Annotated in this window: 15 protein-coding genes; 6 read left to right on the top strand and 9 right to left on the bottom strand. The window is 72.9% G+C overall.

Annotated elements, in window-relative coordinates; all coding sequences use genetic code 11:
• Positions 1 to 14 precede the first annotated feature (14 nt).
• Genes paaC through paaA form a run of 3 tightly spaced genes read right to left on the bottom strand, consistent with a single transcriptional unit; the run spans position 15 to position 2,145 of the window.
• Complete coding sequence (gene paaC / locus D4B81_RS10140; protein WP_202613645.1) at positions 15 to 839, bottom strand: 1,2-phenylacetyl-CoA epoxidase subunit PaaC; 825 nt, start codon at positions 837 to 839, stop codon at positions 15 to 17.
• The gene (gene paaB, locus D4B81_RS10145; RefSeq protein ID WP_097186789.1) at positions 836 to 1,123 is read right to left on the bottom strand and encodes a 1,2-phenylacetyl-CoA epoxidase subunit PaaB; all 288 of its coding nucleotides are present in this window, start codon (positions 1,121 to 1,123) and stop codon (positions 836 to 838) included. The genes paaC and paaB overlap by 4 nt, the downstream gene beginning before the upstream one ends.
• A complete protein-coding gene (gene paaA, locus D4B81_RS10150; protein WP_122262403.1) occupies positions 1,120 to 2,145 on the bottom strand; it encodes a 1,2-phenylacetyl-CoA epoxidase subunit PaaA in 1,026 nt (341 codons plus the stop codon). Before paaA ends, paaB begins: the two co-directional genes overlap by 4 nt.
• 93 nt (positions 2,146 to 2,238) lie before the next feature.
• On the opposite strand from paaA, the gene D4B81_RS10155 reads away from it, so the two are divergent.
• From D4B81_RS10155 to D4B81_RS18115, 5 genes are all read left to right on the top strand, one after another.
• Positions 2,239 to 2,841: a GNAT family N-acetyltransferase gene (locus tag D4B81_RS10155; protein WP_237565929.1), complete on the top strand. Its 603-nt coding sequence runs from the start codon at positions 2,239 to 2,241 to the stop codon at positions 2,839 to 2,841.
• Positions 2,838 to 3,545: an AzlC family ABC transporter permease gene (locus D4B81_RS10160; RefSeq protein WP_122262408.1), complete on the top strand. Its 708-nt coding sequence runs from the start codon at positions 2,838 to 2,840 to the stop codon at positions 3,543 to 3,545. The genes D4B81_RS10155 and D4B81_RS10160 overlap by 4 nt, the downstream gene beginning before the upstream one ends.
• Positions 3,542 to 3,850 carry an AzlD domain-containing protein gene (locus D4B81_RS10165; protein WP_122262410.1) on the top strand — a complete coding sequence of 103 codons (309 nt, stop codon included), beginning with the start codon at positions 3,542 to 3,544 and terminating at the stop codon, positions 3,848 to 3,850. Before D4B81_RS10160 ends, D4B81_RS10165 begins: the two co-directional genes overlap by 4 nt.
• Complete coding sequence (locus tag D4B81_RS10170) at positions 3,847 to 4,998, top strand: heparan-alpha-glucosaminide N-acetyltransferase domain-containing protein (RefSeq protein WP_161965109.1); 1,152 nt, start codon at positions 3,847 to 3,849, stop codon at positions 4,996 to 4,998. Before D4B81_RS10165 ends, D4B81_RS10170 begins: the two co-directional genes overlap by 4 nt.
• Positions 4,999 to 5,171: 173 nt before the next feature.
• On the top strand, positions 5,172 to 5,324 hold the full coding sequence (locus tag D4B81_RS18115; RefSeq protein WP_161965110.1) for a hypothetical protein: 153 nt from the start codon (positions 5,172 to 5,174) through the stop codon (positions 5,322 to 5,324).
• Positions 5,325 to 5,394: 70 nt separating this feature from the next.
• Here the strand turns inward: D4B81_RS18115 and D4B81_RS10175 are convergent, their stop codons facing one another.
• Complete coding sequence (locus tag D4B81_RS10175) at positions 5,395 to 7,983, bottom strand: polyribonucleotide nucleotidyltransferase (RefSeq protein WP_122262414.1); 2,589 nt, start codon at positions 7,981 to 7,983, stop codon at positions 5,395 to 5,397.
• Between the two features lie 175 nt (positions 7,984 to 8,158).
• On the bottom strand, positions 8,159 to 8,428 hold the full coding sequence (gene rpsO / locus D4B81_RS10180) for a 30S ribosomal protein S15 (RefSeq protein WP_097186796.1): 270 nt from the start codon (positions 8,426 to 8,428) through the stop codon (positions 8,159 to 8,161).
• A 173-nt stretch (positions 8,429 to 8,601) separates the two neighbouring features.
• Between rpsO and D4B81_RS10185 the strand changes: the two genes are divergently transcribed.
• Positions 8,602 to 9,336, top strand: coding sequence for a PIG-L deacetylase family protein (locus D4B81_RS10185; RefSeq protein ID WP_122262416.1), 735 nt, complete (start codon positions 8,602 to 8,604; stop codon positions 9,334 to 9,336).
• 10 nt (positions 9,337 to 9,346) lie between these two features.
• Here D4B81_RS10185 and D4B81_RS10190 read toward each other — a convergent pair whose 3' ends face one another.
• From D4B81_RS10190 to D4B81_RS10205, 4 genes are all read right to left on the bottom strand, one after another.
• Positions 9,347 to 10,186 (bottom strand): Fpg/Nei family DNA glycosylase, encoded by an 840-nt coding sequence (locus tag D4B81_RS10190; RefSeq protein WP_122262418.1) that lies wholly within the window; start codon positions 10,184 to 10,186, stop codon positions 9,347 to 9,349.
• A 74-nt stretch (positions 10,187 to 10,260) separates the two neighbouring features.
• Positions 10,261 to 10,902 carry a PepSY domain-containing protein gene (locus tag D4B81_RS10195; RefSeq protein WP_161965111.1) on the bottom strand — a complete coding sequence of 214 codons (642 nt, stop codon included), beginning with the start codon at positions 10,900 to 10,902 and terminating at the stop codon, positions 10,261 to 10,263.
• A gap of 275 nt (positions 10,903 to 11,177) precedes the next feature.
• Positions 11,178 to 13,964 carry a phosphoenolpyruvate carboxylase gene (gene ppc, locus D4B81_RS10200; RefSeq protein ID WP_202613646.1) on the bottom strand — a complete coding sequence of 929 codons (2,787 nt, stop codon included), beginning with the start codon at positions 13,962 to 13,964 and terminating at the stop codon, positions 11,178 to 11,180.
• Between the two features lie 103 nt (positions 13,965 to 14,067).
• Positions 14,068 to 14,940 (bottom strand): sulfite exporter TauE/SafE family protein, encoded by an 873-nt coding sequence (locus tag D4B81_RS10205; protein WP_122262422.1) that lies wholly within the window; start codon positions 14,938 to 14,940, stop codon positions 14,068 to 14,070.
• Positions 14,941 to 14,985: the final 45 nt, after the last annotated feature.

Below are 14,985 nucleotides of genomic sequence, written 5' to 3' on the forward strand. Positions count from 1 at the left end.
ACCGGCGAGCCCCCTCACCAGGTGGCGCCGGGGTGGCTGCGCGCGATGTGCTGCAGCTCCGCGAGCAGGAGACCCATCGCCCCGGAGTGCACTCCCTCGCGGCCCCCGCGCGCGTGCCACCGGGGCTCGTCCGGCATCACCAGCGTGGCCCCCTCGAGCACCTCGCCGACGTAGGCGTTGACCGAGGCGGCGAGGCTCGAGGGGAGCACGCCCACGCCCTGCTCGCTCGCCCACCGCGCTGCGTCGAAGTCCTCGCCCAGCTCCTGGACGTAGGGGTGCACGGCCTCCAGCCCGGCCTGCACGCGCGCGTGGCTCTCCGGCGTCCCGTCGCCGAGGCGCAGCACCCACTGGGTCGCGTGGTCACGGTGGTAGGCGACCTCCTTGACCGCCTTCTGCGCGACGCCGGCGAGGGTGGCGTCGGCCGAGCCGAGGAGCGCCGTGTAGAGCTCGTACTGGTAGCTGGCGAACCAGAGCATCCGGGCCATCTCCTGGCCGAAGTCGCCCCGGGGTCGCTCGACGAGGTGCACGTTGCGGAACTCACGCTCGTCCCGCAGCATCGCCAGGGCGTCCTCGTCGCGGCGAGGGTGCGCGTCCTCGACCTCGCCGGCGCGCGTCAGCAGCGAGCGTGCCTGCCCCAGCAGGTCGAGCCCGACGTTGCCGAGCGCCATGTCCTCCTCGATCTGGGGGGCGTGGGTGAGCCACTCCCCCAGCCGCTGCGCGTAGATCAGGGCGTCGTCGCCCAAGGACAGCAGGTAGCGGGTGTGGAGGGTCCTCGCGTCCGGCAGGCCGGGCTTGCGCGCGCCGGCCACCGCGGCCGGTGCGGCGTCGGGGGCGCTCACAGGTACTCCACGTCCTCGGGGACCTCGTAGAAGGTCGGGTGCCGGTAGACCTTGTCCGCGGCCGGGTCGAAGAAGCTGTCCCGCTCGTCGGGGCTGGAGGCGGTGATGTCCTCGGAGGCCACCACCCAGATCGAGACGCCCTCCTGGCGACGGGTGTAGAGGTCGCGACCGTTGCGCAGAGCCATCTGGGCGTCGGGTGCGTGCAGCGATCCCGCGTGGACGTGGCTGAGCCCTCGCTTGGGCCGCACGAAGACCTCGAAGAGCGGCCAGCTGGTCTCGCTCACGCGACGGCCCCCTCACCGCGCGCGGCGAGCTTGCCGGCATACGCCACGGCCGCCTCGCGCACCCACGCGCCCTCCTCGTGGGCGGCCACGCGGGTGGAGATGCGCTGGGCGTTGCACGGCCCGTCGCCCTTGAGCACCCGCCAGAACTCGTCCCAGTCGATCGGTCCGAAGTCCCAGTGGCCGCGTTCCTCGTCCCAGCGGAGGTCGGGGTCCGGAAGGGTGATGCCGAGCTTGATGGCCTGCGGGACGGTCATGTCCACGAACTTCTGGCGCAGGTCGTCGTTGGAGAAGCGCTTGATGCCCCACGCCATGGACTGCGCCGTGTGGCCCCCCGTGGCCGCCTCACCGGTGTCGGGCGGGCCGAACATCATCAGCGCCGGCCACCACCAGCGGTCGGCAGCGTCCTGGAGCATGGCCCGCTGCTCCTCGGTCCCCTTCGACAGCGTCCAGAGGATCTCGAACCCCTGGCGCTGGTGGAAGGACTCCTCCTTGCACACGCGGATCATCGCCCTGGCGTACGGGCCGTAGGAGCAACGGCACAGCGGCACCTGGTTCATGATCGCGGCGCCGTCGACGAGCCACCCGATCGCCCCGACGTCGGCCCAGGTGAGCGTCGGGTAGTTGAAGATCGAGGAGTACTTCTGCTTGCCGGCGTGCAGCTTGTCGAGCAGCTCGGACCGGTCGACGCCGAGCGTCTCGGCGGCGGAGTAGAGGTAGAGGCCGTGCCCCGCCTCGTCCTGCACCTTGGCCATCAGGATCGCCTTGCGGCGCAGGCTCGGGGCGCGGCCGATCCAGCTGCCCTCCGGCTGCATGCCGATGATCTCGGAGTGCGCGTGCTGCGCGATCTGCCGGATGAGCGTCTGCCGGTAGGCGTCGGGCATGGCGTCCCGCGGCTCGATCCGGGAGTCGGCGTCGATGAGACCGTCGAAGTACTCGGCCAGAGCCGTGCTGTACTCCTCCGTCTCGGCCGCGTTCAGAGGGGTGGTCGCGTCGTCGCGGGGCCCGAAGTCGTTGCCGTACATGAGCCCATTCTGCCAGACGAACGCCCCGACATGACACTCCGAACGTCGGGCGACGTCGAAAGTGTCACACCACCCGGGTGCGAGACTGGCCCGGTGAGCACCGACCACCCGCACGAGCACGACCACGCCGCCCCGACGCCGGGGCCGCTCGCGGACGCAGCCGTACGCACCGGCCGACCCAGCGACGCCCCCGCTGTCGGCCTGGTGCAGGCGTTCGTGTGGCAGGACGCCTACGCGGACCTGCTCACCCGCGAGGTCCTCGACCAGCTCACCGGCCCGGCGTTCGGCAGGGCCTGGCGCCGCAGCCTGGAGTCGCCACCCACGCCCCGGCACCGGCTGCTCGTCGCCACCGCCGGCCCCCAGGTCGTCGGCTACGTGTCGGTCGGGCCGGCCGCGGAGGAACCGGGTCTCGAGGAGGGCGTCACGGGGATGATCTACGACGGTGGTGTCCATCCGCAGGGCCGCCGGGGAGGTCATGGCTCGCGCCTCCTCAACGCCGCCATCGACACCCTCCGCGCCGGCACCGGAGGTGGCGTCGAGCTCGCCTCCGTCGTGACCTGGGTGCTCGCCGACGCCGAGGGGACGCGGGCGTTCCTGCAGTCCGCGGGCTTCGAGCCGGACGGCGCCTGGCGGGACCGGGTGGTGGACCAGGACGGCCGCACCGCCAGAGAGGTCAGGCTGGTGGCCGGGCTGTGACCGAGGGCCCCTGGTGGCGCACGCCGGCCGGGCGTGAGGGGCTGGCCGTCGGGCTGGTCGGTCTCTACGGCGTGAGCGCCGGAGCGCTCGGCGTGGCCGCAGGACTGTCCGTCGCGCAGACCATGCTGACCTCGCTGCTGCTGTTCAGCGGAGGCTCGCAGTTCGCGTTCTACGGGGTGATCGGCACCGGCGGCAACCCGCTCGCGGCGGTCGCCACCGCCTCGCTGCTCGGGCTGCGCAACGGCTTCTACGGCCTGCAGCTCTCCCGGGTCCTGGCCCCGTCCGGTCGGCTGCGGCCGGTCACCGCGCACCTCACCATCGACGAGTCGACGGCCGTGGCCCTGGCCCAGGAGACGCGGCGCGGGTCCAGGATCGGCTTCTACGTCACCGGGGTGGCGCTCTTCGTGGTCTGGAACACGACCACCCTGCTCGGCGCGCTGGCGGGCACCGCCATGGGTGACCCCCGGGCCTACGGTCTGGACGCTGCCGCGGCAGCCGCGTTCGTCGCCCTCGTGTGGCCCCGGCTGTTCGGCCGGGGCGAGGACGGGAGGACGGGTCCGGTCGCGACGGCGGCGCTCGCGATGCTGCTCACCCTGGTGGCGGCTCCCTTCACCCCGACCGGGGTCGAGGTGCTCGTGGGCGCCACCGCGGCGCTGGTCGTCGGCCTGCGGGTCCGCCGAGCGCCCGGCGAGGGGGCCCGGTGACCCTCTGGCTGGCCGTCGTCGCCGTCTGCGTGCTGGCCTTCCTCACCAAGCTCGCGGGCTACCTCGTGCCCGAGCGGTTCCTCGAGCTGCCCTGGGTCGCCCGCGTGGTCCCCCTGCTGACCGTGGCGCTGCTCTCCTCGCTCGTCATCACCCAGGGCTTCCTCGACACCGACGGTCTGCCGACCCTGGACGCGCGGGCGGTCGCCCTCGGTGCCGCGGTGCTGCTCCTGCTGCTCCGGGCACCCTTCCTCGTCGTCGTCGCGCTCTCCGCCGCCACGGCCGCCCTCGTCCGGCTGTGGTCATGACGACCACCCCCACCACCCGCACCACGGCCCGCGTCGTGGGGGTGGACCTGGCACGCACGGTGGCCCTGCTCGGCATGTTCGCCGCCCACCTCGTCAGCCCGGTGGAGCCGGGGGCCCCCGGCGGGGTCGACCCGCTGTTCCAGGTCGTCGCGGGGCGCTCCTCAGCCCTCTTCGCCGTCCTGGCCGGTGTCGGCATCGCGCTGGCCACCCGTTCGGTCGGGAGCGACCCCGCCGGGACCCGGTGGCGCCTGCTGGTGCGCGCCGCCATGGTCGCGGCGCTGGGGATCTGGCTCGGGGCCCTCCCGTCGGGGATCGCGGTGATCCTCACGTTCTACGGCCTGCTCTTCTGCTGCGCGCTGCCGGTCCTGCGGTGGCGGGCCCGGTCGCTGGCCCTGCTCGCGGTCGGCTGGGGGGTGCTCTCCCCGGTCCTCAGCATGGTGGTCCGTCGTGAGCTGGACCCGGTCGCCAAGATCGTCCCGACCTTCGTCCACCTGGCCGAGCCCGTCCTGCTGCTGCAGGAGCTGCTCCTCACCGGCTACTACCCAGTCCTGACCTGGACCACCTACCTCTGGGCGGGTATGGCGATCGGTCGCCTCGACCTGCACCGCGCGCAGGTGGGGCGCCGGCTGGCGCTCGGCGGTACCGGGCTCGCGGCTCTCGCCCTGGCCGTCTCCGTCCTCCTCACCGCACGCCCGGGGGTGCGGGCGGCCCTCGTCGCCGACCCCCGCAGGCCGGCGGCGGACTGGGCAGAGCTGGACAACCAGCTCCGTCTCGGCCTCTTCGGGACCCATCCCACCGGGACCCCGTGGTGGCTGGGGGTGTGGTCGCCGCACAGCGGCACCATCGTCGACCTGGCCCACACCACCGGGACGGCGATGCTGGTGCTGGGCCTGGCGATCTGGCTGGTGCGCACGCTCCCGGCCCTGCCGTGGCACCTGCTGGCGGGAGCGGGCGCGATGACGCTGACGCTCTACGCCACCCACGTCGTCGTCCTGTCCTCCCCGCTCGGCGTGCGGGGCGGCGGGGCGCTCGTGGTCCACGACGTCGTCGCGGTCGGCGTGGGTGCAGCCTTCGCCCTGTCCTCCGCCCGCGGCCCCCTGGAGCAGCTGGTCGGCGGGGCCACCCGGCTGGTGCCCCTGCGGCGCTGACCCCACCGTCGTCCGCCGCCGACACCGACCGCCCGCGGTCACCCCACCTCCGCCCGGGTCCGTCGAGCCCGGCGACCGGCGCGGTGTTCATCTGTTGTTCACCTTCGGGCCCACTTCTGGCGTACGATAGGTGAACAGCAGGTAAACAGCACACGAACGTAAGGAGGTGGCTCGTGAGGACGTCAACCACGTCGCCCACGCAGACGACCAGGACCCGCGCCGTCGAGGTGACCTGGGTGCCGGTCGCCGACAGCACCGGCCACGTCACCATGGAGATGCGCTGGCACCTCGAGGACCGACCAGCGGTCGTCGGCTCGGCGGCCTGAGCGACAGCGACGCGGACGCACGAGGGCCCGGACGGTAACGACCGTCCGGGCCCTCGTCATACCTGAGGACTCACTCCTCGGGCGAGCTCTCCTCGGAGTCGCCCTCGGCGCCCTGCCCGGTGCTGCCGCCACGGCCGCGGCCGCCACGGCGACGACGCTGACGACGCGGGCGGTCGCCGCCCTCACCGTTCTCCTCGCCGTCGACCGGCTCGTCGGCGGCCGGAGCCGCCTCGTCGGCCACCGGCGCCGAGGTGTCGACCCCCGGCAGCTGCGGGGCCTCGGCGGCCGCAGCGGCCACCGGGCTCCCGACGTCGGCGACCTCGGGAGCCGCGACGGGCTCCGTCACCGGGGCGGCGGTCTCCGGAGCCGTGGGCACGTCGGCCTCGGCCTGCGCACCCCCGTCACCCTCGGCCACCGCACCGAGCGACAGCTTGCCGCGGGGGTCGATCTCCTTGAGCTCGACCTGGACCTTCTGGCCCACGGAGAGCACGTCCTCGACCGCGTCGATCCGGCGACCGCCGACGAGCTTGCGGATCTCGGAGATGTGCAGCAGGCCGTCCTTGCCCGGCAGCAGCGAGATGAACGCCCCGAAGGTCGTCGTCTTCACCACGGTGCCCATGAAGCGCTCGCCGATCTCCGGCATCGTCGGGTTGGCGATCGCGTTGACCGCGGCCCGGGCGGCCTCGGCCGAGGGGCCGTCGGTCGCGCCGATGTAGACGGTGCCGTCGTCCTCGATCGAGATGTCGGCGCCGGTGTCCTCCTGGATCTGGTTGATCATCTTGCCCTTCGGGCCGATGACCTCACCGATCTTGTCGATCGGCACCTTGACCGTGATGACGCGCGGGGCGAAGGGGCTCATCTCGTCCGGGGCGTCGATGGCCTCGGTCATGACGTCGAGGATGTGCATGCGCGCCTCGCGGGCCTGGGTCAGCGCACCGCCCAGCACGTCGGCGGGAAGGCCGTCGAGCTTGGTGTCGAGCTGGATGGCGGTGATGAACTCCCGCGTGCCGGCCACCTTGAAGTCCATGTCGCCGAAGGCGTCCTCGGCGCCGAGGATGTCGGTCAGTGCGGCGTACTTCGTCTCGGTCTGCCCGGCGTCGTTCTCGATCTCCGCCGAGACCAGGCCCATCGCGATGCCCGCGACCGGGGCGCGCAGCGGCACCCCGGCGTTGAGCAGCGACATCGTGGACGCGCAGACGGAGCCCATCGAGGTCGACCCGTTGGAGCCCAGGGCCTCCGACACCTGCCGGATCGCGTAGGGGAACTCCTCGCGGGTGGGCAGCACCGGCATCAGGGCGCGCTCGGCGAGCGCACCGTGACCGATCTCGCGGCGCTTCGGGGAGCCGACGCGGCCGGTCTCACCGGTGCTGTAGGGCGGGAAGTTGTAGTTGTGCATGTAGCGCTTGCGGCTCACCGGCGAGAGGGTGTCCACCTGCTGCTCCATGCGGAGCATGTTCAGGGTGGTCACGCCCATGATCTGGGTCTCGCCACGCTCGAAGATCGCCGAGCCGTGCGCCCGCGGGATGACCTCGACCTCGGCGGACAGCGCACGGATGTCGCGCAGCCCACGGCCGTCGATGCGGACCTGGTCGCGCAGGATGCGCTCGCGGATGAGCTTCTTCTGCACGGCGCGGTAGGCCGCGTCGATCTCCTTGTCACGACCGGCGAACGGCGCGTCCTCGGTGACGTCGGAGTCACCCGCGGAGTCCCAGTGCAGGCCGAGGAGCTTGCCCTTGAGCGCGACCTTGATCTCGTCGATGCGGGACTCGCGCTCCTGCTTGCCGGCGATCTGCAGCGCCTGCTCCAGGTCGGCGGAGGTCGCCTCCTGGACGGCGGCGTAGGCGTCGTCCTCGTAGTCGAGGAAGCGGCGGAACTCCTGGACCTCCTTGGCGGCACCGGAGGCCAGCTGGGCCTGCGCCTCGCAGAGGGCCTTGATGAACTTCTTCGACTCCTCCAGACCCTGGGCCACGACGTCCTCGGTCGGAGCCTGCTTGCCCTCGTCCTTGACGAGGGTCCAGGTGGCGTCGGTGGACTCGGCCTCGACCATCATGATCGCCACGTCGGACTGACCGTCGTCCCCGTCCACGACCCGGCCGGCGACGACCATGTCGAAGGTCGAGCGGGCGGCGTCGGAGAAGTTGGGGAAGGCGACCCACTGGCCGTCGATGAGGGAGACGCGGGTCGCCCCGATCGGGCCGCTGAACGGCAGGCCCGAGATCTGGGTCGAGGCGGACGCGGCGTTGATCGCCAGCACGTCGTACTGGTGGTCGGGGTTGAGCGAGAGCACGGTGATGACGACCTGGACCTCGTTGCGCAGACCCTTGGCGAAGGTCGGGCGCAGCGGGCGGTCGATCAGCCGGCAGGTGAGGATCGCGTCGGTCGAGGGGCGACCCTCGCGACGGAAGAAGCTGCCGGGGATCTTGCCCGCGGCATACATGCGCTCCTCGACGTCCACCGTGAGGGGGAAGAAGTCGAGGAAGTCCTTGGGGTGCTTGCTCGCGGTCGTGGTCGACAGGAGCATGGTGTCGTCGTCGAGGTAGGCGGTGACGGAGCCGCCGGCCTGCCTGGCCAGTCGCCCGGTCTCGAACCGGACGGTGCGGGTGCCGAAGCTGCCGTTGTCGATGGTGGCTTCGGCGAAGGTGATCTCTGGACCCTCCATGGGCCCTCCTTTTCTCTTCTGTTCAGCGCGGGGCATCGTCGTTGTGCCCGGCTGGGTCCTACGTGGTCGGGGTATGCCGTCCCGGCAGTCCCCGGTGACGTGCCCGGTCGAGCCGGCGCACGTCATACGCAGAGGAGCGGCCCCCGATGGTTCGGGAACCGCTCCCCTGCGAAGCTCAGCGGCGCAGGCCGAGTCGCTTGATCAGCGACCGGTAGCGCTCGATGTCGGTCTGCTCGAGATAGCGGAGCAGGCGCTTGCGCTTGCCGACGAGCAGCAGCAGGCCACGACGGCTGTGGTGGTCGTGCTTGTGCTCACGGGCGTGCTCGGTCAGGTCCTTGATGCGCTGCGTCAGCATCGCGACCTGGACCTCCGGGGAGCCGGTGTCGCCCTCGCTCGCGCCGTACTCCTTGACGATCTCCTGCTTCACACTGGATTCCAGCGGCATAGGCGACTCCTTCTCTCTCGTTGCGCGGCGCATCCTGGGCAGGTCCACCAGGGCACTCTCGAGTCCGCGGCCGTTCAGACGGCGTCTCTCAGGTTATCAGCGCTCCCGCGCCCGCCCTAATCACCGCGCCCTGGTCCGCCCCGCGGAGGACGCCGCCCTGCCACGATGGTCCCATGACCACCCTCGAGACCTTCCCGGACGACTGGCAGACCGCGCTCTGCATCGCGGCCCACCCCGACGACATCGAGTACGGCACCGCCGCCGCCGTCGCGGCCTGGACGGCGGCCGGCAAGGACGTGACCTACCTGCTGGTGACCCGGGGGGAGGCCGGCATCGACACCCTGCACCCCCGCGAGGCGGGACCGGTGCGCGAGCAGGAGGAGCGCGACGGCGCGCGGGAGGTGGGGGTCGAGGTCGTGGAGTTTCTCGACGGGTTCCACGACGGGGTCCTGCAGCACAGCCTCGCACTGCGCCGGGCCCTCGCCGCCGAGATCCGCCGGCGGCGACCCGACGTCGTGGTCACCGGGACCTACGCCGTGCGCTTTTCGCGAGGCATGCTCAACCAGGCCGACCACCGGGTCGTCGGGCTCGAGGTGCTCGACGCGGTGGCGGCCGCCGGCAACCGCTGGATCTTCCCCGAGCTGGTGGAGGAGGGGCTCGAGCCGTGGGCGGGCGTGCGCTACCGCTGCTGGGCCGGTTCCGAGGCGACCCACGAGGTGGAGGTCACCGACCACTTCGAGGCGGCCGTCCGCTCGCTCGAGGCGCACCAGGCCTACAACGCGGCGCTGCCGGACACCTTCCCCACCCCCCGCGAGCTGCTGACGATGATCCTCGGCGACCCGGCCAGCGCCGGTGAGGACGGGCGTCCCACGCGCTACCGCTGGGCCGTGGACGTCGTCGGCGGCTGACGAGCGGCGCTCAGGTCCGGCGCTGGCAGCCGCCGCACCAGAACAGGTTGCGGCCGGCCACGACCTTGGTGCGGACGGTGGACCCGCAGCGCAGGCACGGCATACCCGTGCGCCGGTAGACCCCGAACTCGCGCGGCACCTCGGGGCGCTCCCCGCGCTCCCAGGCGCTGGCGGTGTCCTCGAGCACGTCGTCGAGGGTGATGATCGTGCCGGTGCGCACGCCCCAGGGCATCAGCCGGACGAGGTCGTCCCAGACCAGCTGCCAGGACGTCCGCCTCAGCGAGCGCCCGGGCCGGAGCGGATGCAGGCGGTGGCGCCACAGCACCTCGCAGCGGTAGATGTTGCCGACGCCGGCCACCACCGTCTGGTCCATGAGCAGCTCCGCCAGCGTCTTGCCCGACCGGGAGATCCGCGCGTAGGCGGTGTCCGCCGCGGTCCCGTCGTCGGGCTGGAGCGGGTCCGGGCCCTGCCGGGCCACGAGGCGGGCGACCTCCTCCTGGTCGACGACCTGGCAGGCCATCGGGCCGCGCAGGTCGGCGACGTGCCGCTCGTCCACGACGCGCAGCCGGACCTCCCCCACCACCGGCGGACCGAGCTCGGCATGCTCGGGTGCGACGGGGAGCACGAACCACTTGCCGATGAGGCCCAGGTGGACGTAGAGGGTGCGTGCCTGCGCGAAGTCGACGAAGAGCAGCTTGCCGTGCGCCCAGGCCCGCTCGAGCCCGGTGCCGTCGAGCAGTGCGGCGCCGTCGACGAACCGTCCCTGGGGGCTGCTCACCTCTGGGGTGGTCCCGGCGAACGCGGTGTCGATGGCGCCGGCCAGCCGGTGCAGCGTGTGTCCCTCGGGCATGCGGACGATCGTCTCAGGTCACGAGGACGCCCCGGCACCGTGGGTGCCGGGTCGGTGGGCGCGGAGCCGTCGCGTCAGTCGACCTCGACGACGTCGCCGGTGGTGACGTCGACCCGCACCTCGACGTCGTCGTCGCCGGCCCCGTTGCTGGTCCGGTCGACGCTCACCTCCCAGAAGAAGGAGCCGTCCTCCTCCTCCAGCTCGGCGTCGTCGAGGACGCCGTCCACCTCGGTGACCGCGGTGGTGATCGCGTCCACGAGGGTGATGGTGGCGGCGTCGAGCGCAGCACGGTCGTCCTCGTCGAGGTCGTCGTCCTCGGTCTCCGCCACGGTCGACCCGTCGGCGGACACCGTGACCTCCACGGAGCGGTCGTCGACGGCCACGTCGACCTCCCAGGTGCCGTCGTCGTCCTGGTCGTCGATCTCGTACGCCGTGCCGCCCGCCTCGGCCTCCGCCGTGGCGATCGCCGCGAGCGCGGTGGCCGTGAGGTCCTCGCCCCCGGCGCCGGTGGTGGTGGTGCCGCTGGTGTCGTCCGCGTCGTCGCTGGACGTCTCCGCGTCGTCGCTGGTGGTCTCCGCGCTGGTGGTCTCCGCGCTGGTGGTCTGCTCGGTCGTCACCCCGGCACCCTCCTGGTCGGCCGACCCGCAGGCGGCCAGGGAGAGCGAGAGGGTCAGCGCGAGCGCGGCGGTCAGGGTCCGGTTGGTCGTCGTCCTCATGCCCTCCACAGTGCCACCTCACGATGAGACCAGGTCTCATGAGGGGCCTCTCATCACCGGCGGCCCCGCACGACCCGCTCCCAGCCCCGGCCGCGTGTTACGCCGGACGGGCACGATGGCGGCGGACAGGCACGAACGCGCGCAGATCCGCCGATGTGCCCGTTCGTCGCAACAGCAGCGGGTCTCGCGGCGCCGCCCGAGGGGGCCTCGAGGGGTGGCCGAGCAGAATGGTCCCCGGAGCCGGCCGGTGGGCCTGGCGCACACCGGGCGGCGGTTCAGCCGGTGTTGCGCAACCCCGCCGCCACCCCGTTGACCGTGACCAGCAGCGCGCGCTGGAGCTCGTCGACCGTGTCGGCACCGGCCTCCTCGGTCGGCACCTCGCGCAGCCGGCGCAGCAGCTCGACCTGCAGGTAGGAGATCGGGTCCAGGTAGTTGTCCCGCACGGCGAGGGTGCGCTTGAGCACCGGCTGGTCGTCGAGCAGGTCGTCCTCCCCGGTCAGCGACTTCAGCTCGCTCACCGTCAGCTCGAACTCCGCCCGGATCATCTCGAAGACGTGCCGCAGCTCCTCCGGCACGAGCGTCTCGACGTAGTGGGCGGCGATGTCCAGGTCGGTCTTGGCGACGGTCATCTCGACGTTCGAGACCACCGCCTGGAAGAAGTGCCAGCGACCCAGCATCTCGCGCAGCGTCTCCCCGCACCCTGCCTCGCGCGCCGCCCGCAGCCCGGACCCGACCCCGAACCACCCGGGCACGATCTGCCGGGTCTGCGTCCACCCGAACACCCACGGGATGGCCCGCAGCCCCTCCAGACCCTGCCCGGTGTCGGGCCGCTTGCTCGGCCGGGAGCCGATGTTGAGGGCACCGAGCTGGTCGACCGGGGTCGCCGCGACGAAGTACGCGGGCAGGTCGGGGTCGTCGATCAGACCGCGGTATGCCGTGAACGCCGCCTCGGACACGACGTCCATCACCTCGCCGAAGCGCTCGCGCTCCTCGGCCGTCGTCCGGGGGTCGCGGTGCAGCGCCGCCGCCCGCATCACCGCGGCCACGGCCAGCTCGAGGTTCGCCTTCGCCAGGGCCGGGAGGGAGTACTTGTCCGAGATCACCTCCCCCTGCTCGGTGAACTTGATCTCCCCCTCGAGCACGCCGTGCGGCTGCGCGAGGATCGCGTCGTACGTCGGGCCGCCGCCGCGACCGACGGAGCCGCCACGGCCGTGGAAGAGCCGCAGCCGCACGCCGTGCCGGGCGGCCACGTCTCTCAGCGCCCGCTGCGCCTGGTGGATCCCCCACTGGCTGGTCAGCACGCCGGCCTGCTTGTTGGAGTCGGAGTAGCCCAGCATCACCTCCTGCACGTCCCCCCGCAGCCGCACGAGCTCGCGGTAGGGCGGGCTCGAGAGCAGCGTGTCGACGAGCTCGGCCGCGCCACGCAGCTCGTCGATCGTCTCCAGCAGCGGGGCGAAGCCGACACGGGCGAAGGCTCCCTCTCCCCCGTCGGTCCCGTGCAGGTCGACGAGGCCGGCCTCGCGGGCCAGCACGGCCGCGGCGAGCACGTCGTCGGCGCCCTGGGTCATCGAGATGATGTAGGTCTCGACGACGTCCGGACCGTAGGTGTCCAGCGCCCCCCGGATCTCGTCGAGGACCTCCAGCGTGCGCCCCCGGCGGGCGGCCCGCGTCAGCAGCGGCCGCCTCGACCCCAGCTCGCTCTCGAGGAGGCGCACGCGCGCCGGGCGGTCGAGCGCGGCATACCCCGCGTCCCCGGCGGCGTCGAGCGCGTCGAGCAGGGGGGCGAGCGCCTCGTGGTGCTTCTCCGCGTGCTCGCGTATGTCGAGGGTCGCCAGGTGCAGGCCGGTCCCGGCGATCGTCTGCGCGGCGCGGGCGACGCGCCCGTCGGCGACCAGCGCACCGCCGTGGCGACGCAGGGAGTCGGCGACGAGCCGCAGGTCCTCGAGGATCTCGCGGACGTCGGTGTAGTCCCGGCCGGGCTCGTGGGCGGTGCCCGCGTCGATCCGGGCCCGGGTGTTGAGCAGCTTGGCGCGCACGCAGGTCAGTTTCAGGCGGTAGGGCTCCTGGGCGTTGAGCTCGAGCACCCGACGGTCCAGCCGGGGCAGCCGGGCGAGGTCCTGCTCCAGCGAGGCCTCCAGCTCGGGCTCGATCCCGACGACCACCGTCGAGGAGGAGACCTGGGAGATGAGCACGTCGACGAGCGAGAGCGCGACCCCGATCGCGTGCCGGCCCTGCAGCTGCAGGACCTCGCGGGTCACCTCCGGCGTGACGAACGGGTTGCCGTCGCGGTCGCCCCCGATCCAGGAGCCGAACCTGACCGGCGGCCGCGTGACGTCGACGCCCAGGCCGTGCACGGCGAGCAGGTCCGAGAGGTCGCCGAGCAGCTCGGGCACGGTGCGGGTGAGCACCTCGTCGAGGTAGTACATGGCGTTGCGCGCCTCGTCCATGGGCGTGGGCCGGTTGCGACGCAGCTCGTCCGTCTGCCAGATGAGGTCGACCAGCTCGGCGAGCTCCCGGTCCTGTCGGCGCCGGGCCTGCGTGTCCGGCTCGGTCGTCACGGCCAGCACGTCGGAGAGGTGGCGGATCTTGGTGAGGACGCTGCGGCGTGACGCCTCGGTGGGGTGGGCGGTGAAGACCGGCCGGACGTCCAGCTCGGCCACCGTGTCGGCCAGCAGCTGCGGCCCGCCCGCCTCGACGATGTCCCGGACCGCACTGGTCAGCCAGCCCTCGTCCTCGTCCCGGGCGGTGATGGTGCGGACCCGGTGCACCTGCTCGGCGGCGTTGGCGAGCTGGAAGTAGGCGGAGAACGCCCGCACGAGGTGGGTGGCCTGGTCCAGCGGCAGCCCGGCCAGCACGCCGCGCACCTCCTCGGCCGCCCCCTCGTCCCCCGCCTTGCTCGCCTTCGTCGTGAGGCGGACGCGCTCGACGGCGTCGAGCAGCTCCTGCCCGTGGTGGCGCACGAGGGACTGGCCCAGGAGGGTGGAGACCCGGCGCACGTCGGCGCGCAGCTCGGGGCTGATCGGGTCGTCCGCGCGGACGTCGGTCTGGCTGGTCTCGCTCACGCCGCCTCACCCTACGTCAGTCCTGACGCGGCGTCAGGCGACGGCAGGGGCGCCGCCGCCGCGCGGACCCGAGGGGGGACGGCCCGCGCGGCGACGACGCGGTCTACGGGGCCGCGGCCACCTCGCGGGGGCGCAGGGGGCAGGCGGGCACGGCGTACCAGCACACGACCACGGCGAGCGCGAGCGTCGCCGCGGCGCCACCCACCACCAGCCCGAACGGGGAGGGCAGCTCCTGGACGAGGATGAGGACCGCCATCGCCAGCACGAACCAGCCGAAGCCCCGGCGCAGCGCCCGTTCCGGCACCACCCTGACGAGGCGGGCCCCGACCAGCGAGCCGACGACGGCGGCAGCCGTCACGCCCAGGACGAGCGGCCAGTCGAGCTGCACGCTCGTGAGGTAGCCGGCCAGCCCGGCGAAGGACTTCATCGCGATGACCAGGAGCGAGGTCCCGACCGCCACCGACATGGGCAGACCACCGAGGAGGACGAGCGCCGGCACGACGAGGAAACCCCCGCCCGCGCCCACCAGCCCGGTCACCAGGCCGACGACCAGCCCCTCGAGGACGACCTTGCCGAGCCGCAGCTCACGGGGCCCGACCGCCTCGGGAGGCTGCCCGCGTCCCCGGATCATGGCCCCGGCGGTCGCGAGCATCATCAGCGCGAAGGCCAGCAGCAGGAGCCGCCCCGGCAGGTAGCCGCCGAGCACCCCGCCCCCGAACGCCCCGGCCATGCCGGCCGCGCCGAAGACCAGCCCTGTCCGCCACCGCACCCGGCCGGCGCGGGCGTGCGAGAGGACGGTGACCGCGGAGGTGACGCCGACGACGAACAGTGACGCGGCGATGGCCTCCTTGGCCTCCAGCCCGGCGACGTAGGTGAGGATCGGCACGGTGAGGATCGACCCTCCCCCACCGAGCAGCCCGAGGGAGAGCCCGACGAGGACGGACAGGAGCAGGGTCAGGACGAGCAGGACGGTCACGGCCGGACCTGCCGCGCACGGTCCGTCGCTTCCGGGGAGGCGGGG

It is taken from the genome of Ornithinimicrobium cerasi (genome assembly GCF_003702705.1).
Classification (GTDB): domain Bacteria; phylum Actinomycetota; class Actinomycetes; order Actinomycetales; family Dermatophilaceae; genus Ornithinicoccus; species Ornithinicoccus cerasi.